We start from the raw sequence: 26,436 nt of genomic DNA on the forward strand, positions 1-26,436 counted from the left end.
AGCATGGGTTCAACAGTGTATATAGCAGGTGTGGGGGTGATTTCGGCCATTGGTAACAATGTTGCCGAGAACCTTGCGGCTTTTGAAAAGGAACAGGCGGGTTTGGGGCCGATAACCCATATGGAAACCAGGCATAAAGGCGAGTTACCTGTAGCAGAAGTAAAACTGGATAATGATGCGCTGGCACAACTGGCCGGCATGTCTGCACAGACCAGCAGAACCAAGCTGCTAAGTGTTGTAGCTGCCCGCGAAGCCCTGCGCAATTCGGGAGTTGAGAATATACCCGGTCTGCGTACAGGTTTTGTGTCTGCCAATACCGTAGGTGGCATGGATAAAAGCGAAAACTTTTTTGTAGAGTTTATTAAGGACAACAATAAGGGCAAACTCAGCCGCATTTTTGACCACGAATGCGGCAGCGTAACCGAGGTAGTGGCTGATCAGTTGGGAATAAGGGATCATGTATCTACTATCAGTACGGCCTGTTCATCATCTGCTAACGCGGTGTTCTACGGCGCACGCCTAATCAGGAATGACCTATTGGATGTTGTTGTGGCCGGAGGAGCAGACGCGCTTACCAAATTTACACTGAACGGCTTTAATACGCTGATGATATTAGACAAGAAGTTTTGCAAACCATTTGATGACAACCGCGAAGGTCTAAATTTGGGCGAGGGTGCGGGTTATGTAGTGCTGGTATCAGATAAAGTTGCCGCTCAATTAAACAAACCTATGTATTGTACATTAAGCGGTTATAATAACAGTAATGATGCCTATCATCAAACGGCATCATCGCCAGAGGGTGTAGGCTCTTTTATGGCTATGCAGGGTGCGCTAAATAAAGCCGGTTTGCAGGCATCAGATATAGATTATGTTAATTTACATGGTACAGGTACGCCTAATAACGACAGCGCCGAAGGGACAGCTGTAAAGCGCCTGTTTGGCAACGAATATCCGGCCATGAGCTCAACTAAATCTTTTACCGGGCACACGTTGGGAGCCAGCGGGGGCATTGAGGCTGTTTATTCAGTATTGGCAATAAAGCATGGCCTTATTTACCCTAATCTGCGGTTTGAAACTCCTATACAGGGCATTGATATTGTTCCGCAAAAACGTTTAGCCAAAAATGCCAAAGTACAACACGTGCTATCTAACTCATTTGGGTTTGGTGGCAATTGCACATCATTAATTTTCTCAGCCTGCTGATATGAGTATTTACATCCGTTCTGCAGCAAGCGTATCTGCCCAAAATACTTTAAGTAACGATGGGTTTTTAACTGATGTTGTTACTTATACAGACACGCGCCTGCCGGCTATTGAGCCTGACTATAAAAAATACATCGACCCCAAATTAATAAGGCGCATGAGCCATGTAATTAAAATGGGGGTGGCTGCCGCGCAGGAGTGTTTAAGCAAAGCACAGGTTGAGATGCCCGGCGCTATAGTTACCGGTACAGCTTTTGGCTGCCTGGAAGATACGTATACCTTTTTGGGGCGCATAATTGAAATGGACGAGGAAATGCTTCCTCCAACGGCTTTTATCCAATCTACCCATAACACGGTGGGGGCGCAGGTAGCGTTGATGTTGAAGTGCCACGCTTACAACAATACGTTTGTGCATAAAGGAGTATCATTTGAGAATGCACTATTAGATGGCATGCTATTGCTGAAAGAGCAGGATGCCGATAATGTGCTGGTAGGCGGGATTGATGAAATGACCGATGCCAGCTTTACAGTTTTAACCCGCCTCGGCTTATATAAGCGCCAACCCATAACCAATCTTCAGTTATTCCATTACGCCTCAAGAGGCACTATAGGCGGCGAGGGAGCATCGTTTGTACTGCTGACGGATAAAGCCTCATTAGAAAATATGGCCGAGCTACAGGCCTTAAAAACGGTGTTTAAACCAACGCAGCCTATAAGTGAAATTGTTGAGGCGTTTTTAGCGAAAGAAGGGGTGAGGATGGAAGATATTGATGTGGTGGTAACAGGCAAAAACGGCGATACAAACAATGATAATGTTTATGATTTTGTTCCGGATCTGTTTAATGCCAGTGCGATTGCCAATTACAAACATCTTTGCGGCGAATATCCAACCTCGTCGGCATTTGGCTTATGGATGGCGGCAAACATTGTAAAGGGGCAGAATATTCCGGCGGTAACTGTTCAAAGAGCTTCTGATGCAGGCAAAAAACCAAAGAAAGTGCTGTTTTATAACCATTACCAAAACGTTTATCATTCTTTAATGCTACTTTCCGCCTGTGATTGAGCCAGTTTTCAAAATAATATCGGTAGAGTGCAAAGAAAACAGCATTATAACCCTTTTGCAGGTTGATGCGGAAAGCGATATTTTAAAAGGACATTTTCCTGATCAACCCGTGGTTCCCGGGGCTTGCATGCTGCAAACAGTAAAGGAAATATTAGAAAATAATTTTACAACTTCGCTTAGGCTGATTAAAGCCGACAATATCAAGTTTCTGAATATGGTAACCCCGGACAATACCGGCCTGTCCATGAAGATCAGCTATCAATTGATGGATAATCAGATGAAAGTTGTTGCTGAACTGGCTGGTGAGGCAGTAGTTTTTATGAAATTGCAGGCGATATTTACAGCAAAAAATTAACCTTACAAATGCTCAAATGGTCGTTACGTTGTTTCACTAACAGGGCAAAAGGACAATTTGCTAATTGCATTAATAATCAGATGGTTAAGAAGGCTTTACAGCTAATTTTCCTGACGAATAAGTTGTTTCACTTTGATTCAGTTCTAAATGTAAAGTGCTGAAATTCAATTGCCTAATAAAAAAGCTGTTTCATTTGTTTCATACAATGTCATATCCACGTGAAACGAAACAGCTTACAAAATCCCTATTTTTTGCCGTGCTCCAGTATGTAGTCGGCCATGGTATTAATGTCAGTCAACGCTTTGCGGCCCTCTTTAGGATCATTAATGCTGATGCCGTATTCCTTTTTAAGCAGCACTATCAATTCAAGCGAATCAATGGAGTCTAAACCTAAACCGTCGCCAAACAGGGGCTCATCGTCTTTAATATCGGTTGGGGTAAGGTCCGTAAGGTTTAAAAACTGTATAATTTGTGTTTTTAGTTGCTCTTTTAATGCTGCTTTTTCCATCAGGCAATTATATTAAATTTTTTCTTTTCAGGCCGATGTAAGTTATAAACTGAAAGGCCCCAGTAATAAGTAATATGGATAGGATATTGTTTATGATATCTTTTAATTGTGCGCCCTCTAAAAACAGGCCATAGTAAGCCTCAAGCACCCAGTGCATTGGCGAAAAGCTCGCGAGCGTTTTAGCCAAACCCTGCATGGCAAAGCTGGGCACCATCAACCCGCCAATACACGCCAGTATAACAATGGATATAGCACCAAATCCATTCGACTGCTCGTGGGTTGATGCAAAAACACCCACGCAAATAGCATAACTAACCGCGCACCACCCGCAAACAACCGTTACCACAAAGGTGCCGAAAATGTCATTGGGCACATTAAGTGCAGGCAACCCGATTACAGGGAAAAGCCAGATCCCCATGGAGAAAATTACGGCGGCCTGCAGCAGGGTTACCACCAGATAGGTAATCTGCTTTGATATTATCCCCACCGCATAATTAGTAGGTAGTGTTTTTAAACGGATAAAACTGCCGCTTACCTTTTCCCTAACAACACTGCCTCCTAATGACATAATAACAAAGAACATGGCAAATATGGTCCATGCCGGTACGTTGTGTTGAGCAGCATTGGGTGTAGTGTGTGTGCCGTCTTTAGACGCTGCAATCATGTTGATCTTTGTATCGGCACTTAACATTTCTTTCTCCAGCGTCTCGGGCATTTCCTTTTCGTTGGTATTGTAATAGAGCGTTCGGAGGGTTTGGCGGCTCTTAACCAATTGCATTGCGCTTTGTATAGCTCCCTGTATTGAAAAACGTAACGATTGCTGTAAAACCGGGTTATAATACACAGTAAATGCATCTATCCTTGGGGCGGTCGTGCTTAAACTATCCGCGCTGCCGTTAAACTCCGCCATGGCTTTATCCGCAGAGTTGGCTGCCTTAGCTAAAACCTGTGCAGAGTAGTTGTCGGGGATGATTATGCCAAGCATAGCGTCATTCTTGTCCATTGCTGGCATAAGCTGATCGGCCTTATCTCCTTTTAGGGTGACGACTTTAAATAGGCCTATTTTATCAATGTCTTTAATAAGTTGCGTACCCAGTTTGCCTGTATCAAGGTTAAAAACAACTGCGGGGATCTTGTTTTTATTAACCAGTTGAAAGGTGCTGTTTTGGATACTGGTTACCACAACCACCAAAACAATAGGCATCACAAACATCAGCGATATGCCAATCCTATCGCGGAGCAAGATCCTTACATCTTTCTTTATGGTGAGCCAGAGTTTAAACATTAGTCGCGCAGGGCTTTACCGGTTAGGTTAATAAATAGTTCTTCCAATGTTTCGTGGCGGTGTTGCAGCAATACTGTTTCAATATCACCCTCGGCAATAATTTTCCCTGCATCAATAAAAGCTATGTGCTTACAAAGATCTTCCGCTTCGCTTAACTGGTGCGATGTGTATATAAGCGTGGCGCCTTTATCATTTAAGGTTTGCAAATATTCCATAATGGCGTGGCGGGTATGTACATCAACGCCCACAGTGGGTTCATCCAAAAAAATTATCTCAGGATTGTGAATAACGCCGATAGCCAGATTAACCCGCCTTTTCATTCCCCCCGAGAATTTACCTACGGCTTTATCGCGGACATCGTTCAGGCCCAGAATTTCCAAGAGTTCATCCGTACGCTGCGCTATTTGTGTTTTATTTAAGCCGGCCCATGCACCAAAAAATTCCAGATTCTCGGCAGGCGATAGTTCATGATAAAAAGAAAAATCCTGAGGTACAAAGCCGAATAAGCGGTTAGCTGCCTTGTCTGATGCGTTTACGTCTCTACCTGACAGTTTTACGCTGCCGGTGTCAGTTTTGAGCACGCCGGTCATCAGGTTCATTAATGTGGTTTTACCGGCACCGTTCGGCCCGAATAAACCAAAGCGTTCGCCCTTTGCAACCTGCAGGTTAAGGCCCGAAAACGATACGTGATCATTTCCCGGATATCGAAATCCGAGGTCGTTAATACTTACCGCCCAATCGCTTACTGCCATCTTATATTTTTTAGCGCTATAAACGCTTTTTTCTCCACTTCGGCAATCTCTAACAGGTAATCGCCCATGGTATTAAAATCTTCCTGACTACCCAAACGACCCTTGTAAATACCTGCCGCATGAACAGCTGCCGTGCGCCATAGGTCGCCGCTGGCGGTAAAAGTTTGCGCTATGTCTAATAACTCATCCTGTTTTGTATAAGGATGCGCCTCCTGCAAAAACGCACCGTAAATATAACGAAACCCCCCGCCACCCGTGCCTATTTCTTCCTGCATGCGCACCAATTGCGCCAAGTATAAACCGGCATCTTTAGGGCCTAACTTGTCGCGCCAGTTTTTTATGCGCCGGCCGGCAAATCTTATCCCATTGATGCCTGCAATTGGCCCCGGCATCAGCATATTGCTTACGTTCTTTTTTATCCCACTAATAATGCCGCGTTTAATCTGCTCATCCGTAACCTGTTTGTGTTCTTTTGGATAGTACAACTGGCCCTTTGGCGCTAAAGCTCCTTTGGCAAAACGCACGCGTTCCAGTTCATATGGCGACAATATGTTGGTGCCTTCCATTACCGGGTCGCTCACTTGGTAGTTGCCATTTTCGTTGCCAAAAACAATAATATTATGGGCATTAAAATGGAAGCGGTATTCTTTTGGAAAATAGGGTAGATAGTAAACCCCAACCTGGCAACCCACTGGATGCCCTTCCGCCAGGCGATCTTTTAAAAACTTTTCGGCGGCTTCTCTTGAATAAAATTTCTTGCGCACCACAGGTATATCCAAAGCTTTGCAGGTACGGTTAAATATCAAACCCGGCAGCGTACGAAATGCAATTACCGGCCCGTTATTTATTTTAAGTAAAGGAATATATACAAAGAATAACCCGGCGCCTATACCAAAGGCCAAAGGTTCTGTAATTTGCTGAACGCCGCTATGTTTTAATAAACTGGTAGTAACGCCGTTTTCGCAGTGCGCGGCTTGTATATGATTAAAGTCAAGCGTCATTAAAATTCATGTTTTGCAAATCGTTAACGCTTACATTAAATACTTCTGCATATTTCTGCAGCTTTTTTTCAGATAACTGCTTAAAAACGTCGGGTTTTAAGTGCCTTTTTACCTGCCATTGCCAAAAGCCGGTGTATTGGGCCAATAGTGCTGTATCCATCAGGCCCTTCTCCATAAAAAATAGTAGGGGACTTGCCTCTCCATTCAATACTTTCTGTTGGGCAATTTTAACACGGTCGTCAATTTCTTCCCAGGCTTTGTCAAGCGCGGTTATTTTAACGTCCCAACCGTCGCTTAATTGTGTGGTGTATTTGCCTGTTTCGTCCGTAGCATAGCAAACCTCTTTGGTAATTTTACCCAAAGCGCTCATGTCCTGCGGAACTTCTTCTTTTCTCATTGTGTTACACCACCGTCAGCATAGCATACATGTAAGAGAAGCGCGAGCTTTCTGGTACAAGCAGCAATATTTTTTCACCCTTTTTTAGTTTGCCGCTATGAAACAACTCATCAATCATTAAATAAACTGATGCAGCGCCCACATTGCCTACCGTGTAAAGGTTAATAAACCATTTTTCATAAGGAATGCCTCCGCCGTAGATCTCAACCAGGTCATAGATCTTGCTTTTGAAAAAATTGCTGGATATGTGCGGCAAAAACCAATCAATGTCTTTGGCAGATAGGCCCTTACGGTCAAATATTTCCTTTATTTTTTTGCCGCCAAGCGCAACTATATTATCACTTAACAAATTAATATCCTGTTTTATGCTAAAGATAGATTTGGTCATGATCTCATCAGGCGTAAAATCCATAAAGCCTTTTATGGTGCCATCTTTCTCTTTTTCGCAACCCATATACATACAAGCTTCCATCTCGTTAGCGTAGGATACACCCTCAATCCAGTCAATACGCAAACTTATACCTTCTTTGTTTGGCTCGTCTGTTAACAAAAAAGCTGATGCTCCATCTGATAACATCCAACGTAAAAACTCTTTTTGAAAAGCAATGAATGGATTTTCGGTCAGTTCCTTCAGCTTTTGAGCTTCCTCCTCAAAAACGTCTGCCACTAATAAGCCCGAAAAACGTTCTGATCCAGTAGCAATGGCTTGCTTTACATCGCCGGTTTTAACAGCCATATAGGCGTATTTAAGCGAGTGCATCCCCGCGCAGCATACACCCGCGGGTGATACAACTTCGGTCGGTCCCATTTCTGGCAGCCAGCCGTGCGTCATTACGCCATGCGATGGCATCATTTGATCAGGTGATGAAGTACCGCATGAAAGCAGGTCAATGTCCTTTAATTTTTCAGGATCATCTTTAAACAGCTCCTTTACAGCAAGCGCCGTCATTTGCGCATTAGTGTGGGTAGATTTGCCGCCTTTACTTAAAGCGTAGTAGCGGTTAGTGATGGCGTTATTGCGCAACACAATACTTTTTGATTTGGAGGGCTTTCCGTTAATGAAGCCCAGGTATTCTTCCATGTCGTTATTAGCGACAGGTTCATTCGGTAAAAATTTAGAGGTATCTGTAATGTAAACGGGCATGCCTGTTTGTTTAGTTTAAACTTAAAAAATGTTGTTTCCTTGCATTGATGCGTTTGGGCGAGGTGAACCTGAACAATATCCCATCAAGCGTAATTAAAATTGGTGCACCCACAAAAAAAGCAATTAACAAGTAATATTTGTAGGCCCTTATCCATGGCAGCTTATTTTTTCTTTTAGAAATAAAATTTGCCCAGACCTTGAATATTTTACCTGCTGCCCCCTCAATTACCATCAGGTTATAATTTAACACCACTGCTTTTTGGGCATCCAGTTTATGTTGTAAACCGTCCCAACTATTAATGTTCAAATGCTCAAGTACACTTGCGCCAAATACGCGCGTATTTTTAATGTCCGCTTCTGCAACACCCGGAAGCGGGAAAATGTTTAGCAAACGGTCTTTTTTTCCTTTTAACATCCAGTGAAAGATGGTAACAAAACTAACAGGGTTGGGGTGTTTATCAACCAAAGCTATATTACCCACCAGTTTGGCACCGCTTTCTCTTATCAGTTTTTTTACTCTTACAAAGGCGTTCAACCACATGTTGCGGGCGCCGGTTGCTGTAATTACGGGTGTGTCTTTAAGTACTGCTCTTAATTGCGGAGTTAGCATTAAGGAATTAAAAGGGATACTCGGCGATAGGAACCAGGCCTGGTAACCTAATACTATAAGGTCATATTTACTTTCTTTCAATTCGAAAGGTTGTAATTCAGCCGGAACGTCCAACTGGCAGTTGGGCATTACGCTAAAAAAAGTATCGCCTGTCCACGGGAAATTAGGTTCATCCACCAACCTTACCCGCACCGTTTCAACTGAAACGCCTGCCTCAACTAAAGGTGAGGTGAAATTTTCAATTATCTCGACCAATTGGCCGGATTGCGAGTAATAAATGGCCAATACTTTTTTACCCATGTTAGTCAAGGTCCTGCGCGTTCAATAATTGTGAATTTTTGGTGTAGCTTAAAATGGCCTGTTGCACAACAGGAACAAGTTTTCTGTAGCTTATTATAATAAACTGTCTATCGGCTTGTAAGTCTTTATTGTATTTTACAATTTTAGGGGCGTGCTCCTGTATGGCAAAACGTAAAAAGCGCAATTCAGCATTGTCTTTATCATTCACTATGGCGGTTTCAAACTTTATCCTGCCGGCTTTAAAGAATTTCAGCTTTTCGGCGGGGCGCTTTACTAAACCGGCTTTACGCATTAACAATGCGCCTTCATAGCCTTCTTTATTTGGAGTTGACGATGCGGTAACAACATCTATCTCTTTATTGACCTCGTCCAGATCGGCAGATGACATTGCCTCGTAGAAAGCCGCTTTATCAAATTTTTGTGATTGGCTTTTTACGTTTACTGATATCATCATCAGCATAAAAAAACAAAATGACCCAATTTTAAAACCCATAATAGCAAATCAGTAAACGGTGAGCAAATATAATTATTTATGTACAGCGGCCTAATATCCGTTAGGTCTCCCTAAAATATCAGGATTTAGCTTATTTTAGACGTTTATTTTTCAGAAAGGTTAAGTGGATAATACAACAAAGCAATTTTTAGACAGTTGGGCCATTATTTTGGGCGGATCAAGCGGGTTTGGTTTCGCCACAGCGGAGAAGCTGGCCCGGCATGGCATGAACATAGCCGTTCTATATCGCGAAATTGCAACTGCCGATAAAACTGTTAAACAAAGTTTTTCTGAAATAGCCAGCCAGAATGGTGTAACTATACTTCCGTTAAACATCAATGCCTTGGATGCCGGCGCACGAAAGACTTTTATTGCTGATTTTGTGAGCGATAAAAAGCATAAGGTTACACTACTGCTGCACTCTATTGCCCGTGGTAACTTGAAGCCGCTTGCTGCCGATGGGGGCGCATCGCTTACGGTTGACGATATCCAACTGACTACTTACGCCATGGCTACCAGTATATTAGATTGGGCACGCGATCTGCAAGCTGCAGGTGCTTTTTGCGATGATGCCCGTGTTATCGGCCTTACCAGCGAAGGATCGCACAAGTACTGGGAAGGCTATGCCGCAGTATCTGTAGCCAAGGCATCGTTAGAGAGCTTGAATACTTATATGGCCGTTGAACTGGCCAAATTTGGCTTAAAAACCAATTTGATACAGGCGGGCGTAACGGCTACACCGTCGCTTAAACGCATACCCGATAGCGAGCGTTTATTGGAGGGTGCCATACAAAGAAATCCATTTAAAAGATTAACAAAACCCGAAGACGTTGCAAACGTTATATACCTGCTTTGCACGCCCGAAGCCGCTTGGATAAATGGCGCGGTGATACATGTTGATGGAGGAGAGCATTGTTGTTAGTTGATTGTTCATGGTTGATAGTTCATAGCAATCAAAGTAACCAATGACATAATGACCAATGAATATTAAAATGAACGACATATTAAACCATCTTCCTTACAAATCGTCTTTTCTGTTTGTTGATGATATATTGAGCATTGATGATAATGGCGTTACAGGAGAGTATACTCTAAAGGCTGATTCTTTTTTTTATGAAGATCATTTTCCGGATAACCCGGTTACGCCGGGTGTTATCATTACAGAAATAATGGCGCAGATAGGTTTGGTGGTTTTAGGAATACATTTAATGATAGGCAATACTCCGCATGAAGGATTTGAAATGCACGAAGATTCTTTCCCGCTGCTTACATCAATCAATGTTGAGTTCTATAAGATGGTATTACCCGGCGAAAAAGTTAGCGTCACTTCAAAAAAGGTGTATTTCAGATTTGGTAAACTAAAATGTGCGATAGAAATGTATAATGCCAAGGCAGAATTAATTGCTAAAGGCGTATTTTCAGGAGTTATAAAAAACGCGGCTGTCTACAAGCATGAATAATCGGGTAGTAATAACAGGTTTGGGCGTTGTGGCTCCAAACGGAACCAACGTGCCTGATTTTTTAACGGCTATACAAAATGGCGTTTCGGGTATAAAACACTTTCCTGAATACGAGGATCTGAAATTTAATTGCCAGGTTGGCGGTGTACCAGATTTTGAATGGGATTTGCTGCGTAACTATATTACCGAAACCAGTTTATATGGCCTTAAAGGCAAAGGTATTGCCTATGGTATAAAGGCCGCGTTAGATGCCTGGACAGATGCAGGCAACGAAATTGTTAGCGAACAGCCGCTTTGGGATACAGGATGCGTTTTTGGCAGCAGCGTTGCTGACACGGATGTAATAAAGAACGCCATTAATCGCGTTGATGCCCATGAATCTAAAAAGCTGGGCTCGCGTGTGGTGGAGCAGATCATGAATAGTGGGGTTACCGCATACATTTCGGGCCGCTTAGGTTTGGGTAACAAGATCATCAATAACTCTGCAGCTTGTGCAACGGGAACGCAATCTATATTTATGGGTTACGAATATATAAAGTACGGCATGGCTAAACGCATGCTGGTAGGGAGCTGTGAGTTTGTTGACAGGTATGTTTTTGGAGGATTTGATTCTATGCGTGTGCTATCACGTAAATATAATGATGAGCCTGAACGTGCTTCGCGACCGATGAGCGCTTCTGCCGGAGGGTTCGTACCGGGATCAGGTGCAGGTGCCCTGGTTTTAGAAGATATGGAGTATGCTTTAGCACGCGGTGCTAAAATATACGGCGAAGTACTCGGCGGATCAACCAACTCTGGGGGGCAGCGTAATGGCGGTTCTATGACGGCCCCATCTTCTGAAGGTGTGGTTAGATGCATACAAGAGGCTATGGCCGATGGCGGAATTACACCTGATGCTATAGATCTGGTTTGCGGGCATTTAACGGCAACTATAGCTGATAAATTGGAAATACAGAACTGGGTTAAGGCACTTGGGCGCAGTGGCGACGACTTCCCTTTGGTTAATTCTTTAAAATCAATGATAGGGCATTCCCTAAGTGCTGCAGGTTCAATTGAAACAGTTGCTGCAGTTTTGCAGTTAAAATATAACTTTGCGCATCCAAATTTAAACCTGGAAGATCCGATGCCGGAAATTTTAGACGCAATTGGGTCAAATAATTTGCCCACAACTACGGTAAACAGGCAGATTAATACTGTGGCGAAAGCCAACTTTGGATTTGGCGATGTGAACGCCTGCTTAATATTATCAAAATTTAACTAATGGACAGAAAAGAAATTCTGAATGAATTAAAAAAAGTGTTGGTGCCGTACACAGAAGATAAAGCAATGCTGGAAGGATTAACGGAACAAACAGATCTGATAAAAGACTTAAAAATTAATTCAGCCAATTTGGTTGATATTATTATTGATGCCGAAGCACAATACAATATTGAGATAGATTTTGATGCCGCAGAAAAAATGTACAATGTTGGAAATTGCATTGACGTAATAGCCGATAAAATAAATAAAACCGCTTAAAGGCATCCACGAAAATTTTATTGCTCTTCCTTACTGTAAAAATTTACTTACAAAACTTTACTAAACAGCCTTTGAGTGATGTAGCGCGGGCTATCTGTATTTTGCAGGTAATGTGTGGTGTAGTGTTGCTTGCTATTCTGTTACAATAGATTAAATTTGATTACCGATTAATCTATAGCTATTATGAATCGAGTTTCCATCTGCCTTGCAAGTTCATTATTTGCGCTGTTCACAGTTTTTACTGTTAATGCGCAAACCATCATCCTAAAAAATGCGCCCGCTGCTGTTAAAGTTGATGGTAACGCCGAAGAATGGAAGGGATATGATGAGAACGTAAATGAAAAATCCCACATAACCTATATAATATCCAGTGATAAGGATAATTTATACCTTGTTTTAAAAACTAAGGATAGAAAGAAGCAACAGAATATTTTAGGAGCCGGGGTTACTTTCAGCATTGATCCCAATGGTAAGAAAAAGGAAACATTCAGTGTTGCCTTTCCGCAACCCGATATGGATGACCTTAGCGAGTTTGAGCACCTGGACGACGCCAATTTTAAGATGAGAGTAGCATCAATGGAGTTCAAAAAGATCCATGCCACAGGCTTTGCAGGCATTCCTCCATTTTTCGGCGCTCAAAAGAACGAGCAAAATATTTACGCTTCTATAAAATCTAATGCTGATGGCGAATTGGTTTTAGAAGAGGCCATACCATTAAAGCTGTTTGCTGCCAATGCCGCAGCAGAAGAATGGGCCTTCAATATTAAAATAAACGGTCTGTTTATCAGACTAACGCCGAGTTTCGGGGCCGCTGCAGCAGCAGCAGCCGAGGCTTCTGCTCCGGCTGCCGCCGTCAGCGGTGGTCGCAGGGGTAGCACCCCTGCACGTTCTAACCCCGCTGGAGCAGCAATTTTTGCCGCGAATAATCAAGGTACACCAATAACTTCGTCATCAGATTTTTGGGGTAAGTTTGCTTTTGCGAAGCAATAATTATTTGGCAATTATTTTAAACTCTGTTCTGCGGTTTTTACCGCGCCCATCTTCGTTATCATTGGGAGCAATAGGCTGAGATTTACCGTAACCTTTAAATTGTAGTCTTTCAGCATCTACTTTACTGCTTATTAAAAACCGGTAAACCGCTTTTGCCCTATTTTGAGATAAGGTTTGATTAGGTTCATCATTGCCAATATTATCGGTATGGCCCGATATTTCTATTTTGATTGACGGATTGTAGGCTAAAAAATTGACTAGTTCCTGCAGCTCGCTCCGCGACTCAGGTTTCAGATCAAATTTATTAGTGTCAAAAAATATGTTTCGCAGCACCACCTTATTCCCTATCTCAATTGGTTGCAACAGCACGCGGATATTGAAGGGTTTATCTGATTTATAGCCAATAAGCGAAAAGTTTTCTGAATAAAAAAGATACCCTTTTTTTGAAATATTGAGCCCGTAGTTTCTATCAGACGTTAAAGTCGCTAAAAAATCGCCTTCTGTTACCGAGCTGTAATTTTGATATACCGGTTTGCTATCCTGCAGAGCAACAATTTCAACAGCGGCTTCCAAAGGGTTTTTTGTTTTAGCGTCAAACACATACCCTTTAACATAGATAACCGGTTTGGGCCTCAGGTTGGAAGGTATTTTGAATGAATAAATATCAAACCCACCCAATCCCTCTAACTTATTAGAAGAAAAAAACGCGTAATCGCCGTTTGCAGTTAAACTTAAGCCCGTTTCATTACCGTGAGAGTTAATAGGGTAGCCTAAATTTTCCGGTTCCTGCCATTTGCCATCCTTGCTTAAACGGCTAACAAACAAATCCTGCCCGCCCATTCCGGGCCATCCGTCTGAACAAAAATATAAAGTGCTGTCATCAGGATGAATAAATGGCGATTGCTCGTTATAGGGTGTGTTTATAGTTGGTCCTAAATTTTCAGGAGTTCCCCAGCCCTTTGCACCCAATTTTGATTTCCATATATCATAGCCACCATAGCCGCCCGGCCTGTTGCTCACAAAGTAAAGCGTACCGCCATCCGGACTGATGGATGGCTGCGATTCCCAACCCGCAGTGTTTAACGGCGAACCTAGGTTAAACGGTTTGTCCCAGTCGTCACCCTTTTTTTGAACTACATATATATCGCACCGGCCCATCCCGTCGGGTCTGTTGCACCCGGTAAAGAACAAATATTTTCCATCCGGAGATATTGCTTCAGAGCCTTCATTAAAATTAGGTGTGTTTATTCTGGAACTTAAATACTTCGCTTTTTGCCATATGCTGTCTGTTTTATTGCTGTGGTAAAAATCTTCGTTGGCGTTTATCTGTCTGGTAAAAATAATTGTCTTCTCATCGGCCGTTACAACAGGCGAGTATTCATCTGCTACTGTATTAATGGCTGCTCCAACATTAAGCGGATTAAAAGCCACCGGATGACTTTGTGCATTAATACTAAAAGTACAATCCTTAGCAATCTTGTCGGCGCGCGTTTTGTCTTTAGTAGATATAGATGAGTAGGTAAGGTACTTTTGAATATGTTGAAGCGCGTCCTGATATTTAGCTTGACTCAACTCAACCTCAGCCAAATTAACATAGGTGGCCCGGCTAAAGTCGGGGTTTAAGGCCAAAGCCTTTTTATATTCTTCAATAATAGTTATTGGGTTTAACCGTCGTTGCCGCATTACATCAGCCAATAAAGCGTGTGCTTCTACAAATTTGGCGTCGGTTTCTATCGCTTTTAACAGGTTGGCTATCGCTTCGTCATAAGCCAGATTATCCAGGCTTTGATTAGCTGTAACATAGTATTTTATTGCTGTTTTGTTACGCGTAGAATAGCCTTGCTGCCCGTAACAAAACGCGGATATAAGTATGAGTAATAATATGGATATAAATTTCCTCAACCCCTTAATTAAAACGATAGTTATTAACCTAAGTTACAACTATTAGGGAATATTAAGGTATTTATGCGTTTGTAAAGATATTTCCCATTTAGGGTTATTCATTACATAATCAACAATAAGCGGGGTCATTTCTTTTGAGCGCGACCACTCAGGTTGCAAATACAATTTACATGCGGGTTTTACGCGTAATGCATACTCTTCTGCAAAGGCGAAATCTGATTTATTGAAAATTATAACCTTCAACTCATTGGCAGCGTCTGCAACCTGTTGCATTGGTGCCTTGAATTTTTTCGGTGATAAACAGATCCAGTCCCAACTGCCTGAAAGGGGATAAGCGCCGGATGTTTCTATAAAAGTTTGAATACCGCTTTGCTGCAACTGCGCTGTTAGATAATCAAGATTGTAGATCAGCGGTTCGCCGCCGGTTACCACAACAGCTTTTGAAGGATGTTTAGAAGCGTTTTCAACAATTTGATTGGCTGGTGTTAGTGGGTGCAGTTCAGCATCCCAGCTTTCTTTAACGTCGCACCAGTGGCAGCCAACGTCGCAGCCGCCGAGGCGTATAAAATAAGCAGCTTTACCGGTATGGTATCCTTCTCCTTGTATAGTATAAAACTCTTCCATTAATGGAAGCGATGTGCCGTCTTCCGGAACCTGATGCGCCATAGCCTGCAAAGGTAGGTTTTTAGGCGGAAAGCTTAAAGCGCAAAGCCAAAAGCAAAAAAAGTATGACTTAGTATCAATAATGGCTAAAAATGAAGCTTTTAGCTTTTAGCTTTATGCTCAATAGCTTATATTTGATTTAGCATGAAGAAATACCTTACCATTTTACTTTTTTTTGTAATGCTTAGTTTCAGCTCTTGTGTTGATGTAGAGGAAGTTTACAATTTTAGTGAAGATGGTTCTTGCAGAGTAGTGTACGGGTTTGACATGAGCCGCGCTATATCAGTATTCATGAATTTAATGCCTGACTCTGTCAAGTCAACGCCCCAGTTCTCGCTGGTTCAAGACACTACTCTCAATTTCCTGTCGGCTCTGCCCGATAGTTCCCGAAGAAAATTAAGTACAGAACAAGTAACCATGGCTATTAATAGTGACCTTTCTGTAAAAATGGATCTAAAAAAGAGCTTAATGAAAGTTAGCATTGCCCATGTTGCCAGAGACGCAAACGATTTGCAATATTATTTAAATCACCTTTCAAGTTTATCTCTGAACAGCCAGTTAAGCCAGATGGCCGGGAAATCGACGATAGCTGGCGGAATTAGTGCTCAACCTGCGCTATCAGCCGGTGCTGATTATTATTCGTATAAAATAACATCCAATAAATTTATGCGGATAATTGATAAGGATAAATTCAATGTTTTTCTTAAAAAAACACAGTCTGCATTATCGGCCGCGAAAGCTATGCTGATAGATATGCCTTATAAAGTTGTACTAAATTTTGCCAAGCCTATAAAAAAAGTAGATAACCCGAATGCCGTATTATCGGCCGATGGAAAACAGGTAACGCTATCTGCCACAATGGACGAGGTTATTAAAGACCCCAATGTTATGGATCTTAACGTTGATTTTTAGGTTGTATGCATTGGTATAAGGCTTATGATGGTAAATTAAAAACAACAACTTTTCTGCTAAAAATTAAAATAAACGGTAAGAACCTTTGTCTGGTGGGTTACGAAGGCAGTGTTTATGCGGTAGGGGCTACATGCCCCCATGCAGGCGCCGACCTGAGCGGAGGGTGGTGTAAAGACGGAAAACTGATTTGCCCTTTTCATCGCTATTCATACAATATAAAAACCGGGAAAGGCGACCCCGGCCAAAATGATTATATAGATACTTATCCGGTAGAGTTGCGTGATGACGGCGTGTATGTAGGCATGTTTTCATTTACTGAAAAAATGAAGATGATGTTTAAATAAACGGGTATGGGCCGGTGCCTTATATTATCGATGTTAGTTGGAATAACGCTAATCTAACCCGACGCCCTTCTTTGTCAAAGAAAAATCCAACGTCAGCTATTTTTTAACTTTTAAGTAACGATAGGATATCGAAATATCATTAAAATAATATTATTGGGTATTATTCTGTTGATTTATACTTGCAGATTTAACTTACCTTCTTTCTTTTTAGTAAATTTTAATGAGATTTTAATCGTATTTTAATATTTCGTAACTTTTTTGTGGCTATCTTTGATACATTAACCCCCATAGATATGATAGCGACCCCCGATCGTGAAAAAAAGGCTTACCCTGCATGTCCCAAGTGTGCAAGTCAAATGGATTCCCGTATTTCCCGCGGTATTCTGGTAAAAAGTTTATTGTTTTTTTTGCCATTGAAGCGTTATAAATGTTTGGCGTGTGGTAGAAAAAAATATGTTCTCAATTAAAATATTTTGCCTGGGTTTAAAAAGCCGGTAGGATCGAAGACGTTTTTTATACCCTGCCACAATTGGAAGTGTACCTGCGAGTATTTTATCGACATGAACTCGCGTTGAACAAGTCCTATTCCATGTTCTCCGGATATTGTGCCTCCCAATGAGGCTGTTAATTCAAATATCTCGCGGATACCGTCTTTTAACTTATTATTCCAATCTTCATCGCTCATGCCACCTTTCAGGATGTTAATGTGCACATTGCCATCGCCCGCGTGTCCGTAACAAACAGATTCAAAACCATATTTTGCTCCTGCATCTTTAATGCCTTTGATTAATACAGGTAGAGAGGCCCGAGGGACAACACAATCTTCTTCCTTGTAAATAGAATTAGCTTTTACAGATACGGCCATTATGCGGCGCATGTGCCATATCTCTTCTTTCTGAGCTGCGGTTTCGGCAAATAATACCTCGTTACAACCAAATTGCTCTAACACTATGTTTACCTTTTCAGCCTCGCCAAATATCACGTCGGTATCAGTGCCATCAAGTTCTATCATCAAGAACGCAGCTGCATCGTCCTTCAGGTCAAAGTAAACGCCTTCTTTTTCTTTAACCCACTCAATACCCCTTCGCTCCATAAACTCCAAAGCGGAAGGTAAAACGCCCGCCCTGAATATAGCTGACACAGCAGAAGCCGCTGTATCATTATCAGGAAAGGCTGCCAGCATTAAAATATTTTTTGTTGGCGCAGCAATGAGCTTTACCACTATTTTGGTAACAATGCCCAGTGTTCCTTCAGACCCGATAAATAATTGGGTTAAGTTATAACCCGAAGCATATTTTAAGGTATTGGCACCGGTCCATATAACATCACCCGATGGTAACACAACTTCAAGGTTAAGAATATACTCTCTGATGGTGCCATATTTTACAACCCTTGGTCCGCCTGACCCGTGCGCCACATTGCCCCCTATAAAACAACTCCCTTTGCTTGATGGATCGATTGGGTAGAGCAGGCCAAGTTCTGCAACCCGGTTCATAAATACTTCGGTAATAACTCCGGGTTCAACTGTAGCCTGCAGGTTTCGCTCATCAATTTCCAGCACCTTATTAAAACGTTCCATGGCCAGCATTAAACCACCCATAATAGCAAGGGCACCGCCAGCAAGGCCTGTTCCACCACCGCGCGGCGTAACCGGGACATGGTGTTTTCCGCACAGCACAAGCAGTGCCGCAACTTCTTGCGGCGTTGCAGGTTTTGCAACTACTTCCGGGTAATATTGCAGATCCTCGGTTTCGTCATGGCTATATCTTTCCAGTTCTAATTTTCCTGTTAAAACGTTTTCGGCGCCAACTATGGCAATTATTTCGGCAAGTATCTCGTCTGTTATTTTATTAAATGCCATTTTATCGGGTGTAATTGATAATTATCTCGGTGTATTTTACTTTGGCCCCAGCTAAAGGGTTTAATTTTTTTATGCCCACGGTTATTTTCTGTGCAAAGCCGTATTGCGCCTTAACGTCCTCTAAAATAAATGTAGCTACAGTTTCTATCAGCTTTTGCTGCTGTTGCATACGGCTGGCACATATATCATAGAGTTTCTCATAATTAACCGTGTCATTAAGATCATCTGTGGCAAGTCCGCCACTTGCCGAAGCCTCAAATGATACTTCAATATCTACAATAAAAGAATTACCCGTGTGTTGCTCTTCAGGATAAAATCCGTGGTAAGCAAAAAACTCTGCTCCGTGTAACGCTACAATCATAGGTCAAATTTATAATTTTAGTTGATTACTGTGCGGCGATGAACCGCCGGTTTACTAAACATTTATTAAAATGGCCCGTTAATCAAATCATTTACCTTTACATATATTTGTTTATGGCTAAAACAGACCAATTTGAATCGCCCGATTATTACCTGTTAGATGAACTGCTTACTGACGAACATAAGCTGATCCGCAAAAGTGTGCGCGATTGGGTGAAAAAAGAGGTGAGCCCAATTATAGAAGACTACGCCCAACGTGCCGAATTTCCGAAACAAGTGTTAAAGGGGCTTGCTGAAATAGGGGCGTTCGGGCCAACTATCCCCGAGCAATATGGTGGCCTTGGGCTGGATTACATTGCCTATGGACTGATTATGCAAGAAATAGAACGCGGCGATTCCGGCATTCGTTCTACAGCATCAGTACAGGGTTCATTGGTTATGTACCCGATATATGCCTACGGCTCAGAAGAGCAGAAGATAAAGTACCTGCCCAAATTGGCCACGGGTGAGTTAATAGGATGCTTTGGTCTTACCGAGCCTGATCATGGTTCTGACCCCGGCGGAATGACCACTAATTTTAAAGATGCAGGCGATCACTATTTGCTTAACGGCGCTAAAATGTGGATCTCAAACGCACCATTCGCTGATGTTGCTATTGTTTGGGGGAAAAACGAACAAGGAAAAATACAGGGATTGATAGTGGAAAGGGGAATGGAAGGATTTTCAACCCCGGAAACACATAATAAATGGTCGTTACGCGCATCGGCAACAGGCGAACTGGTTTTTGATAACGTTAAGGTGCCAAAAGAAAACCTGCTGCCAAACGCAATTGGCTTAAAGGGGCCGCTTGGCTGCCTTAACCAGGCACGTTATGGTATTGCCTGGGGTGCAATAGGCGCAGCTATGGATTGCTACGATACGGCGTTACGCTATGCAAAAGAGCGTAAACAGTTTGGGAAACCTATAGCCGCTTTTCAGCTTCAGCAAAAAAAACTGGCCGAAATGATAACCGAGATAACCAAAGCGCAGCTACTTGTTTGGCGCTTAGGGGTGTTAAAAAGCGAGAACCGGGCTACGCCTGCTCAAATTTCAATGGCTAAGCGCAATAGCGTTGAAACGGCCATTAACATTGCCAGGGAGGCCAGGCAAATATTAGGCGGTATGGGTATAACCGGCGAATACCCCATTATGCGCCATATGATGAACCTGGAATCTGTAATAACTTATGAAGGTACCCATGATATCCACCTGCTGATAACCGGGATGGATATTACAGGTGAAGAGGCGTTTAAATAGGAAAGATTGGTGTTTGAAGATTAAAGATTGGTAAATGAAGATTGAGCAATAACGTGAGAAAATGATTGCAACCTTTAATCTTTAATAACTAATCTTCAGTAACTATTCTTTTATACCCTTCAAATTTATAAAAGCATAGCTATTATGGTTAATACCAAAGGTATTGCCGGGTGTTATGTGAAAATAAGTTTTTACATAATTATCTAAAATAACCTTTATAGTTTCGTTGCCTCCCTCTGGGAGTGTCCACATAGAGTATAAATAATTTACTTTTCCTTTGTAATCTATAACAACTACCAGCTCCGGGTAGTTAAAATTCTTGTATTTGTTTTTGATAGTGATATCGTATTTAGGCAGATCGTAATTATCGTAATTGTTCATTACCGTAGCTTTTACTTCAATTTTTTTTACGGTGGCTAATGGTGTTCTACTGGTAAATACAGGTGAATTAGTTGCAATGAAAGCGCTGTCAGGGTGGGCATTAACCTCAGCCGTACGCTGTTTAATAAATGATGTATCGCTCTTGGTTTTGCCCATTAAAGCTTGCGGAACAGTATGTAATACATCGCGAATATATTTGTCTGAATACAAGGTTAAAAAAACCTGCGACTTATCCAGATAAATTACTTTGGATTGCACTTTCATAACCTGCATAACAAGGCTGTCCTTAGTGATTTTTTTTGCCCTGAACCACGAGCGTGCAACATGAAAAAGGGAATCGTGATCAAGGGTAACATGAAAGCCCAAAAATGCATTTGCATCCGGACTGAACACCTTTGCAGAATCATCCGAATAAAAAGACATTTTCCATGAAGGGGTAAGGCCATAGCCATACTTGCTAACAGATAAACCATCGCCAAATCTGCGTTTAACTTCAATGTAATTAACGCCCACCACGCTTTTAAACGATATGCGGTTACGGTTAGTTGGTTTATCGTATTTACATGCTGCTGCCACAGTTAAAATTAACAAGCAGAACCAAAGCAAACGGGGTATCCCTGTAAAAACACGCATACCGCTAAAATAGCAAACCTGCGCTTAGATAAAATGGTGTAACTGATATTTTAGGAAAAATTAAACAGGTAAAAAAAAGAAAGGCCGCCCAAAAATGGACGACCCTTCAAACTAAACCAACATTACTTATGAAAACTGTCTTATTTTTCGGTAACCAAAGCCGGCGCTGCTCTGCATCAAATCGCTCTCCCTGCCGGATCTAAGGTTGCTCCGAAATATTATTTTAAAGTGATCTCTCTTGAAAGATTCTTTGCTTCTTCCTTTTTAGCGATGCTAAGTGTTAATACACCATCAACATATTCCGCATCAATCTTGCTGCTGTCAGCACTTTGAGGCAAGGTGAATGATCTGCTGAAAGAATTGTAATTGTACTCCCGTTTGCTGAATTTCTTATTCTCATCAGTGGTTTCAGTTTTCTTATCCGCAGAAATGCTCAATACATTCTTGTCCAGATTGATCTTGATATCTTCTTTTTTTAAGCCAGGTACAGCCAATGCAACTTCAAATGCATTTTCGTTTTCGGCAATATTAACTGCAGGTACTGTGGCGGCAAATTTTTCGTTAAAGAACGAATCGTTTAACAAAGAATAAACGTCGTTATAAAATGGGTTTACCAATCCGTTTTTGTGTTCTTTACCAAATTTTACTAAAGTCATTTTTATATCCTCCTAAATTTTTTCTTTTTACTAATTTCGTAAGCTATTGTTCAACTCTCGTACCAACGCCTGATTTTTTAAATTATACGACAATGTGTCGTCTAAAAAGCAAATCGTGCAGACATATTGACATAAAATGCCTGAAAAACTATCTGATTATAAATTCAAACACCCTATATCTATCCGCTTTTCGGATATTGATGCGGTAGGCCATGTAAACAATGCAACGTATCTTACATATTTTGAAGACACGCGCCTGCATTACTGGAAAGATGCTATAGGCTGGAACTTTGAGAAATGCGGAATTATAGTGGGCCGATCAGAAATCAATTACCTTAAACAGGTTACCTTGTTTGATAAAATTACCTGTTACGTGCGTGTAGTACGGATTGGCAACAGTAGTTTTGATGTAATGCACGTGCTGGTTAAAGAAACAGCAACGGGGCATGAGATCTGCACCACAGGCAAAACGGTATGTATCTGTTATGATTATTCGGCTAAAAAATCAATCCCGATACCCGAAACAGAACGTAACCGTATGATTGATTACGACGAGCCAAGGCTGATATTGAATACTAATTAGGTTATTGATATACTTCTTTCTTAGCAGAAGCCAAAGTATTTTGTAAAAGGCCAATTATGGTCATCAGTCCAACACCACCCGGTACCGGAGTTATCCATGACGTCTTTGGTGCTACGTTATCAAAATCAACATCGCCATATAATTTGTAGCCAGATTTAGTTACGGTTGATGTTTCGCGGTTCATACCAACGTCAATAACAACGGCGCCTGCTTTTACCATATCGGCAGTAATAAAATTCTTTTTACCAATGGCAACAATTAGTATGTCCCCTTGCAGGGTCATTGCTTTAATATCGGGTGTGCGACTGTGGCATATGGTAACTGTACAGTTGCCGGGCGTAGTATTACGCGCCATTAAAATGCTCATGGGCGAACCCACAATATTGCTGCGACCAACTACCACACAATGCTTACCCGCAGTTTCAACACCGTATTCCTTCAGCATAAGCGTAATGCCATACGGCGTAGCCGGAATGAACGAAGGTAAATTGCGTTGCATACGACCCAGGTTTACCGGGTGGAATCCATCAACATCCTTACGATAGTCAATGCGTTCTGTTACTTTTTCAGGGTCAATGTGTTTTGGGAGAGGAAGCTGAACAATTATGCCGTCAATATCAGCATCTGCATTAAGCTCTTCTACTTTTTTAAGCAGTTCTTCTTCGGTAACAGTATCTTCATAACGCACCAGCGTTGATTTAAAACCAACCTTTTCGCAGTTTTTTATCTTGCTGGCTACATAGGTTTCGCTTCCGCCATCATGACCTACCAGCACAGCAACCAAATGTGGTTTGCGGCCGGTTTCTGCTAAGATCTTAGCCGCTTCTTCGGCTATTTCAATCTTAAGTTTTTCTGATACGTGTTTACCGTCGAGTAATTGCATGTTTTTTATAGAGTCAAGAGCCAGGAACCAAGAGTCAAGATATATAACCTGCTGGTCTTGATTCTTGGCTCTTGATTCTTGTCTCTAATAAATTAATCCAGTTTCAAAACCGCCATAAACGCGCTTTGAGGTATCTCTACGTTACCCACCTGGCGCATGCGTTTTTTACCTTTTTTCTGTTTCTCTAACAGTTTTCGCTTACGCGATATATCGCCGCCGTAACATTTGGCGGTAACGTCTTTTCGTAAGGCTTTCACCGTTTCGCGGGCTATGATCTTGGCGCCTATAGATGCCTGTATAATGATCTCAAACTGCTGACGCGGTAAAAGCTCTTTCAGTTTTTCGCAAATCTTTTTACCAAAATCATAAGAGTTGCCTCTGAATATCAACGACGACAACGCATCAACCGGTTCCGCATTAAGGCGGATATCCAGACGAACCAGATCTGAGGTGCGGTAGCCTATCTGATGATAATCAAACGAAGCGTAGCCTTTCGATATAGTTTTAAGCTTATCGTAAAAATCAAATACAATTTCACCCATCGGCATTTCAAATATCAGCTCCACCCTGTCAGACGTTAAGTACGACTGGTTTTTGATAAAGCCACGTTTTTGAATACAAAGCGACATCACCGGTCCGACAAATTCAGACTTAGTAATAATGGTTGCCTTAATATAAGGCTCCTCTACGTGGTCTATTTTGCTTGGATCGGGAAGATCAGATGGGTTGTTTACTACAATTTCTTCGCCACGGCTTGAATAAGCCAGGTACGATACGTTGGGAACGGTAGTAATAACCGTCATATCAAACTCGCGCTCTAACCGCTCTTGGATGATCTCCATGTGGAGCATCCCAAGGAAACCGCAACGAAAACCGAAGCCCAATGCCGCAGATGATTCAGGCTCAAAAACCAGCGAAGCATCGTTTAGCTGTAGTTTGGCCATGCTTTCGCGCAGCTCTTCATAGTCTTCGGTATCAACAGGATAGATACCGGCAAACACCATTGGTTTTACTTCTTCAAACCCTTGTATACCTGATTCGCAAGGACGGGTAATGGTGGTAATGGTATCGCCCACTTTAACCTCCCTCGATTCTTTGATGCCGGATATAATATACCCCACATCGCCGGTTTTAATTACATCTTTAGGTAGCTGCTTGAGTTTAAGCGTGCCAACCTCTTCTGCAATATATTGCTTCTCGGTAGCAAAGAACTTTACCTTATCGCCTTTACGGATTTCGCCGTTAACTACTTTAAAGTAAGCTACTATACCGCGAAATGAGTTATAAACCGAATCAAATATCAATGCCTGTAACGGCGCTTCCGGGTCGCCAACAGGGGCCGGTACGCGCTCAACAATGGCACGTAAAATATCATGCACGCCCATGCCGGTTTTACCTGATGCAGCCAATATATCCTCGCGTTTGCAGCCTATCAGTTCAACTATCTGGTCCTTAACTTCCTCGGGCATAGCGCCGGGCAGGTCCATTTTGTTTAGTACCGGGATGATCTCCAGATCATTCTCTAAAGCTAAATAAAGGTTAGAGATGGTTTGTGCTTGTATCCCCTGTGCAGCATCTACAATCAGCAAAGCACCTTCGCAGGCAGCAATAGACCGCGAAACCTCATAACTAAAGTCAACGTGGCCGGGGGTGTCAATCAGGTTGAGAACATATTTTTGCCCATCAAGCTCATAATCCATTTGTATGGCGTGGCTTTTAATGGTAATACCGCGCTCACGCTCAAGGTCCATGTCGTCAAGCAGTTGCGCCTGGCTTTCGCGCTGGGTAATGGTGTTGGTATATTCTAATAACCTATCGGCAAGGGTGCTCTTACCGTGGTCAATATGTGCTATAATACAAAAATTGCGTATGTGCTTCATTCAGCCGCAAAAATAGCTTTTTTAAGCGATATTTGTAAGGTACTTTAGTTTTAGCTAATTTGACCCCATGACACCATCCAAGGGTATTATATCAATAGTTGAGCAGCATCTTTCTGACACTATTACGGGCTCGCGCTTTGTGAGTGGCGGCAGCATCAACATAGCTTATGAACTGCAAACCGCCGGTGGTAAGTACTTTCTCAAAGTTAACCATAAAGCACTGTACCCCGGCATGTTCGCGGCGGAGGCTAAGGGGCTGGCACTGCTTGCACAAACAAACACCGTTAAAGTACCTGTTATTGTATTGCAAGGTGATGCCGGTAATGAAAGCTTCTTACTATTGGAGTGGGTTGATGCCAAACGCGGTTCGGTGCAAGCCACGCGGGCTTTAGGGGCGCAACTGGCGCAAATACATAGCAATACGGCAAGCGAGTTTGGGCTTGATACTGACAATTATATAGGCTCTTTGCCGCAGTCAAACAAAAAGCATGGTAAGTGGAGCGATTTCTTTATACAGGAGCGATTACAGCCCATGGTGAGCTTGGCGGCAGATAAACGCCTGCTTGAATATGCCGATGCGGGCAACTTTGAAAAGCTGTATGGTAAACTACCCGAGTTGTTTGAGGAGGAAGCACCCTCCCTGCTGCATGGCGACCTGTGGAGCGGTAACTACCTAACAACACCTGCCGACGAACCTTATTTAATAGACCCCGCCGTTTACTACGGCCACCGCGAGGTTGATCTGGCTATGACGACCTTATTTGGTGGCTTCAGCAACGAGTTTTACATGAGTTATAATGAGGCTTTCCCGCTGGCTAAGGGCTGGCAGCAGCGCACGGATCTGTGGAACCTGTACCCACTATTGGTGCATCTTAACCTGTTTGGGGCCGGGTATTTAGATAGGGTACGGGATGCCTTGAATACCTACTTGTAACGGGTGTCGGCGTTTCACAAGAATATATAACACACACGAAACAGTTGAAACACATATTTATGTATGTGT

Annotated in this window: 29 protein-coding genes; 13 read left to right on the forward strand and 16 right to left on the reverse strand. The window is 42.3% G+C overall.

Annotated elements, in window-relative coordinates; all coding sequences use genetic code 11:
* Positions 1-3 precede the first annotated feature (3 nt).
* From ACVW2L_RS01485 to ACVW2L_RS01495, 3 genes are read left to right on the forward strand one after another with little or no spacing between them, the layout of a single operon-like run.
* Positions 4-1,203 carry a beta-ketoacyl-[acyl-carrier-protein] synthase family protein gene (locus ACVW2L_RS01485; RefSeq protein ID WP_457126175.1) on the forward strand — a complete coding sequence of 400 codons (1,200 nt, stop codon included), beginning with the start codon at positions 4-6 and terminating at the stop codon, positions 1,201-1,203.
* A 1-nt stretch (position 1,204) separates the two neighbouring features.
* Positions 1,205-2,266: a beta-ketoacyl synthase chain length factor gene (locus ACVW2L_RS01490; RefSeq protein WP_457126176.1), complete on the forward strand. Its 1,062-nt coding sequence runs from the start codon at positions 1,205-1,207 to the stop codon at positions 2,264-2,266.
* Positions 2,259-2,621 carry a hypothetical protein gene (locus ACVW2L_RS01495; protein ID WP_457126177.1) on the forward strand — a complete coding sequence of 121 codons (363 nt, stop codon included), beginning with the start codon at positions 2,259-2,261 and terminating at the stop codon, positions 2,619-2,621. The genes ACVW2L_RS01490 and ACVW2L_RS01495 overlap by 8 nt, the downstream gene beginning before the upstream one ends.
* A 244-nt stretch (positions 2,622-2,865) precedes the next feature.
* Here ACVW2L_RS01495 and ACVW2L_RS01500 read toward each other — a convergent pair whose 3' ends face one another.
* Genes ACVW2L_RS01500 through ACVW2L_RS01535 form a run of 8 tightly spaced genes read right to left on the reverse strand, consistent with a single transcriptional unit; the run spans position 2,866 to position 9,072 of the window.
* Entirely contained in the window at positions 2,866-3,129 is a 264-nt protein-coding gene (locus ACVW2L_RS01500) for a phosphopantetheine-binding protein (RefSeq protein WP_457126178.1), read from the reverse strand.
* A 7-nt stretch (positions 3,130-3,136) separates the two neighbouring features.
* Positions 3,137-4,414: an ABC transporter permease gene (locus ACVW2L_RS01505; protein WP_457126179.1), complete on the reverse strand. Its 1,278-nt coding sequence runs from the start codon at positions 4,412-4,414 to the stop codon at positions 3,137-3,139.
* Positions 4,414-5,166 carry an ABC transporter ATP-binding protein gene (locus tag ACVW2L_RS01510; RefSeq protein WP_457126180.1) on the reverse strand — a complete coding sequence of 251 codons (753 nt, stop codon included), beginning with the start codon at positions 5,164-5,166 and terminating at the stop codon, positions 4,414-4,416. The genes ACVW2L_RS01505 and ACVW2L_RS01510 overlap by 1 nt, the downstream gene beginning before the upstream one ends.
* Complete coding sequence (locus tag ACVW2L_RS01515) at positions 5,157-6,167, reverse strand: BtrH N-terminal domain-containing protein (protein WP_457126181.1); 1,011 nt, start codon at positions 6,165-6,167, stop codon at positions 5,157-5,159. The genes ACVW2L_RS01510 and ACVW2L_RS01515 overlap by 10 nt, the downstream gene beginning before the upstream one ends.
* Positions 6,157-6,564 (reverse strand): hypothetical protein, encoded by a 408-nt coding sequence (locus tag ACVW2L_RS01520; RefSeq protein ID WP_457126182.1) that lies wholly within the window; start codon positions 6,562-6,564, stop codon positions 6,157-6,159. The genes ACVW2L_RS01515 and ACVW2L_RS01520 overlap by 11 nt, the downstream gene beginning before the upstream one ends.
* Positions 6,565-6,568: 4 nt before the next feature.
* A complete protein-coding gene (locus ACVW2L_RS01525) occupies positions 6,569-7,708 on the reverse strand; it encodes a beta-ketoacyl-ACP synthase III (RefSeq protein WP_457126183.1) in 1,140 nt (379 codons plus the stop codon).
* 10 nt (positions 7,709-7,718) lie between these two features.
* Positions 7,719-8,618 (reverse strand): hypothetical protein, encoded by a 900-nt coding sequence (locus ACVW2L_RS01530; protein WP_457126184.1) that lies wholly within the window; start codon positions 8,616-8,618, stop codon positions 7,719-7,721.
* 1 nt (position 8,619) lies between these two features.
* Positions 8,620-9,072, reverse strand: a complete 453-nt coding sequence (locus ACVW2L_RS01535) for a hypothetical protein (protein ID WP_457126185.1) — start codon at positions 9,070-9,072, stop codon at positions 8,620-8,622.
* 163 nt (positions 9,073-9,235) lie between these two features.
* Between ACVW2L_RS01535 and ACVW2L_RS01540 the strand changes: the two genes are divergently transcribed.
* The 5 genes from ACVW2L_RS01540 (at position 9,236) to ACVW2L_RS01560 (ending at position 13,079) form a co-directional block, all read left to right on the forward strand.
* On the forward strand, positions 9,236-10,033 hold the full coding sequence (locus ACVW2L_RS01540) for an SDR family oxidoreductase (protein ID WP_457126186.1): 798 nt from the start codon (positions 9,236-9,238) through the stop codon (positions 10,031-10,033).
* 70 nt (positions 10,034-10,103) lie between these two features.
* Positions 10,104-10,571 (forward strand): 3-hydroxyacyl-ACP dehydratase FabZ family protein, encoded by a 468-nt coding sequence (locus tag ACVW2L_RS01545; protein ID WP_457126187.1) that lies wholly within the window; start codon positions 10,104-10,106, stop codon positions 10,569-10,571.
* Complete coding sequence (locus ACVW2L_RS01550) at positions 10,564-11,832, forward strand: beta-ketoacyl-[acyl-carrier-protein] synthase family protein (protein ID WP_457126188.1); 1,269 nt, start codon at positions 10,564-10,566, stop codon at positions 11,830-11,832. The genes ACVW2L_RS01545 and ACVW2L_RS01550 overlap by 8 nt, the downstream gene beginning before the upstream one ends.
* Entirely contained in the window at positions 11,832-12,089 is a 258-nt protein-coding gene (locus ACVW2L_RS01555) for an acyl carrier protein (protein WP_294795958.1), read from the forward strand. The genes ACVW2L_RS01550 and ACVW2L_RS01555 overlap by 1 nt, the downstream gene beginning before the upstream one ends.
* Before the next feature lie 183 nt (positions 12,090-12,272).
* Positions 12,273-13,079 carry a hypothetical protein gene (locus ACVW2L_RS01560; protein WP_457126189.1) on the forward strand — a complete coding sequence of 269 codons (807 nt, stop codon included), beginning with the start codon at positions 12,273-12,275 and terminating at the stop codon, positions 13,077-13,079.
* Here the strand turns inward: ACVW2L_RS01560 and ACVW2L_RS01565 are convergent, their stop codons facing one another.
* Both ACVW2L_RS01565 and ACVW2L_RS01570 read right to left on the reverse strand, forming a co-directional pair.
* Positions 13,080-14,981, reverse strand: coding sequence for an OmpA family protein (locus ACVW2L_RS01565; protein ID WP_457126190.1), 1,902 nt, complete (start codon positions 14,979-14,981; stop codon positions 13,080-13,082).
* A gap of 42 nt (positions 14,982-15,023) precedes the next feature.
* Positions 15,024-15,647 carry a 7-carboxy-7-deazaguanine synthase QueE gene (locus ACVW2L_RS01570; RefSeq protein ID WP_457126191.1) on the reverse strand — a complete coding sequence of 208 codons (624 nt, stop codon included), beginning with the start codon at positions 15,645-15,647 and terminating at the stop codon, positions 15,024-15,026.
* Between the two features lie 141 nt (positions 15,648-15,788).
* Here ACVW2L_RS01570 and ACVW2L_RS01575 point away from each other — a divergent pair, with 141 nt between their 5' ends.
* Both ACVW2L_RS01575 and ACVW2L_RS01580 read left to right on the forward strand, forming a co-directional pair.
* A complete protein-coding gene (locus tag ACVW2L_RS01575) occupies positions 15,789-16,556 on the forward strand; it encodes a hypothetical protein (RefSeq protein ID WP_457126192.1) in 768 nt (255 codons plus the stop codon).
* A 5-nt stretch (positions 16,557-16,561) separates the two neighbouring features.
* Complete coding sequence (locus ACVW2L_RS01580) at positions 16,562-16,900, forward strand: Rieske (2Fe-2S) protein (RefSeq protein ID WP_457126193.1); 339 nt, start codon at positions 16,562-16,564, stop codon at positions 16,898-16,900.
* 463 nt (positions 16,901-17,363) lie between these two features.
* Here the strand turns inward: ACVW2L_RS01580 and ACVW2L_RS01585 are convergent, their stop codons facing one another.
* On the reverse strand, positions 17,364-18,761 hold the full coding sequence (locus ACVW2L_RS01585) for an FAD-binding oxidoreductase (RefSeq protein WP_457126194.1): 1,398 nt from the start codon (positions 18,759-18,761) through the stop codon (positions 17,364-17,366).
* A gap of 1 nt (position 18,762) precedes the next feature.
* The gene (folB, locus tag ACVW2L_RS01590) at positions 18,763-19,122 is read right to left on the reverse strand and encodes a dihydroneopterin aldolase (RefSeq protein ID WP_457126195.1); all 360 of its coding nucleotides are present in this window, start codon (positions 19,120-19,122) and stop codon (positions 18,763-18,765) included.
* Positions 19,123-19,235: 113 nt separating this feature from the next.
* On the opposite strand from folB, the gene ACVW2L_RS01595 reads away from it, so the two are divergent.
* Positions 19,236-20,417 carry an acyl-CoA dehydrogenase family protein gene (locus tag ACVW2L_RS01595; RefSeq protein ID WP_457126196.1) on the forward strand — a complete coding sequence of 394 codons (1,182 nt, stop codon included), beginning with the start codon at positions 19,236-19,238 and terminating at the stop codon, positions 20,415-20,417.
* 102 nt (positions 20,418-20,519) lie between these two features.
* Here the strand turns inward: ACVW2L_RS01595 and ACVW2L_RS01600 are convergent, their stop codons facing one another.
* Together ACVW2L_RS01600 and ACVW2L_RS01605 are read right to left on the reverse strand one after the other, a co-directional pair.
* Complete coding sequence (locus ACVW2L_RS01600; protein ID WP_457126197.1) at positions 20,520-21,431, reverse strand: hypothetical protein; 912 nt, start codon at positions 21,429-21,431, stop codon at positions 20,520-20,522.
* 218 nt (positions 21,432-21,649) lie between these two features.
* Positions 21,650-22,087 carry an Hsp20/alpha crystallin family protein gene (locus ACVW2L_RS01605; protein WP_457126198.1) on the reverse strand — a complete coding sequence of 146 codons (438 nt, stop codon included), beginning with the start codon at positions 22,085-22,087 and terminating at the stop codon, positions 21,650-21,652.
* A 136-nt stretch (positions 22,088-22,223) separates the two neighbouring features.
* Between ACVW2L_RS01605 and ACVW2L_RS01610 the strand changes: the two genes are divergently transcribed.
* Positions 22,224-22,670: an acyl-CoA thioesterase gene (locus ACVW2L_RS01610; RefSeq protein ID WP_457126199.1), complete on the forward strand. Its 447-nt coding sequence runs from the start codon at positions 22,224-22,226 to the stop codon at positions 22,668-22,670.
* A gap of 1 nt (position 22,671) precedes the next feature.
* Here ACVW2L_RS01610 and ACVW2L_RS01615 read toward each other — a convergent pair whose 3' ends face one another.
* Together ACVW2L_RS01615 and lepA are read right to left on the reverse strand one after the other, a co-directional pair.
* Positions 22,672-23,553, reverse strand: coding sequence for a bifunctional 5,10-methylenetetrahydrofolate dehydrogenase/5,10-methenyltetrahydrofolate cyclohydrolase (locus tag ACVW2L_RS01615; RefSeq protein WP_457126200.1), 882 nt, complete (start codon positions 23,551-23,553; stop codon positions 22,672-22,674).
* 92 nt (positions 23,554-23,645) lie between these two features.
* Positions 23,646-25,433 (reverse strand): translation elongation factor 4, encoded by a 1,788-nt coding sequence (gene lepA / locus ACVW2L_RS01620; protein ID WP_457126201.1) that lies wholly within the window; start codon positions 25,431-25,433, stop codon positions 23,646-23,648.
* A 67-nt stretch (positions 25,434-25,500) separates the two neighbouring features.
* On the opposite strand from lepA, the gene ACVW2L_RS01625 reads away from it, so the two are divergent.
* Positions 25,501-26,367, forward strand: coding sequence for a fructosamine kinase family protein (locus ACVW2L_RS01625; protein ID WP_457126202.1), 867 nt, complete (start codon positions 25,501-25,503; stop codon positions 26,365-26,367).
* The last annotated feature ends 69 nt before the right edge of the window (positions 26,368-26,436 follow it).

The organism is Mucilaginibacter sp. HD30 (genome assembly GCF_054061755.1).

Bases quoted from the DNA above. Each gene is read 5' to 3' on its own strand.
- ACVW2L_RS01485 (WP_457126175.1), top strand. From the start codon at position 4: ATGGGTTCAACAGTGTATATAGCAGGTGTGGGGGTGATTTCGGCCATT.
- ACVW2L_RS01560 (WP_457126189.1), top strand. From the start codon at position 12,273: ATGAATCGAGTTTCCATCTGCCTTGCAAGTTCATTATTTGCGCTGTTC.
- ACVW2L_RS01625 (WP_457126202.1), top strand. From the start codon at position 25,501: ATGACACCATCCAAGGGTATTATATCAATAGTTGAGCAGCATCTTTCT.
- ACVW2L_RS01535 (WP_457126185.1), bottom strand. From the start codon at position 9,072: ATGATGATATCAGTAAACGTAAAAAGCCAATCACAAAAATTTGATAAA.
- ACVW2L_RS01530 (WP_457126184.1), bottom strand. From the start codon at position 8,618: ATGGGTAAAAAAGTATTGGCCATTTATTACTCGCAATCCGGCCAATTG.
- folB (WP_457126195.1), bottom strand. From the start codon at position 19,122: ATGATTGTAGCGTTACACGGAGCAGAGTTTTTTGCTTACCACGGATTT.
- ACVW2L_RS01500 (WP_457126178.1), bottom strand. From the start codon at position 3,129: ATGGAAAAAGCAGCATTAAAAGAGCAACTAAAAACACAAATTATACAG.
- ACVW2L_RS01610 (WP_457126199.1), top strand. From the start codon at position 22,224: ATGCCTGAAAAACTATCTGATTATAAATTCAAACACCCTATATCTATC.
- ACVW2L_RS01505 (WP_457126179.1), bottom strand. From the start codon at position 4,414: ATGTTTAAACTCTGGCTCACCATAAAGAAAGATGTAAGGATCTTGCTC.
- ACVW2L_RS01525 (WP_457126183.1), bottom strand. From the start codon at position 7,708: ATGCCCGTTTACATTACAGATACCTCTAAATTTTTACCGAATGAACCT.
- ACVW2L_RS01545 (WP_457126187.1), top strand. From the start codon at position 10,104: ATGAACGACATATTAAACCATCTTCCTTACAAATCGTCTTTTCTGTTT.
- ACVW2L_RS01570 (WP_457126191.1), bottom strand. From the start codon at position 15,647: ATGGCGCATCAGGTTCCGGAAGACGGCACATCGCTTCCATTAATGGAA.
- ACVW2L_RS01575 (WP_457126192.1), top strand. From the start codon at position 15,789: ATGAAGAAATACCTTACCATTTTACTTTTTTTTGTAATGCTTAGTTTC.
- ACVW2L_RS01510 (WP_457126180.1), bottom strand. From the start codon at position 5,166: ATGGCAGTAAGCGATTGGGCGGTAAGTATTAACGACCTCGGATTTCGA.
- ACVW2L_RS01490 (WP_457126176.1), top strand. From the start codon at position 1,205: ATGAGTATTTACATCCGTTCTGCAGCAAGCGTATCTGCCCAAAATACT.
- ACVW2L_RS01600 (WP_457126197.1), bottom strand. From the start codon at position 21,431: ATGCGTGTTTTTACAGGGATACCCCGTTTGCTTTGGTTCTGCTTGTTA.
- ACVW2L_RS01580 (WP_457126193.1), top strand. From the start codon at position 16,562: ATGCATTGGTATAAGGCTTATGATGGTAAATTAAAAACAACAACTTTT.
- ACVW2L_RS01550 (WP_457126188.1), top strand. From the start codon at position 10,564: ATGAATAATCGGGTAGTAATAACAGGTTTGGGCGTTGTGGCTCCAAAC.
- ACVW2L_RS01605 (WP_457126198.1), bottom strand. From the start codon at position 22,087: ATGACTTTAGTAAAATTTGGTAAAGAACACAAAAACGGATTGGTAAAC.
- ACVW2L_RS01595 (WP_457126196.1), top strand. From the start codon at position 19,236: ATGGCTAAAACAGACCAATTTGAATCGCCCGATTATTACCTGTTAGAT.
- ACVW2L_RS01515 (WP_457126181.1), bottom strand. From the start codon at position 6,167: ATGACGCTTGACTTTAATCATATACAAGCCGCGCACTGCGAAAACGGC.
- ACVW2L_RS01585 (WP_457126194.1), bottom strand. From the start codon at position 18,761: ATGGCATTTAATAAAATAACAGACGAGATACTTGCCGAAATAATTGCC.
- ACVW2L_RS01555 (WP_294795958.1), top strand. From the start codon at position 11,832: ATGGACAGAAAAGAAATTCTGAATGAATTAAAAAAAGTGTTGGTGCCG.
- ACVW2L_RS01615 (WP_457126200.1), bottom strand. From the start codon at position 23,553: ATGCAATTACTCGACGGTAAACACGTATCAGAAAAACTTAAGATTGAA.
- lepA (WP_457126201.1), bottom strand. From the start codon at position 25,433: ATGAAGCACATACGCAATTTTTGTATTATAGCACATATTGACCACGGT.
- ACVW2L_RS01520 (WP_457126182.1), bottom strand. From the start codon at position 6,564: ATGAGAAAAGAAGAAGTTCCGCAGGACATGAGCGCTTTGGGTAAAATT.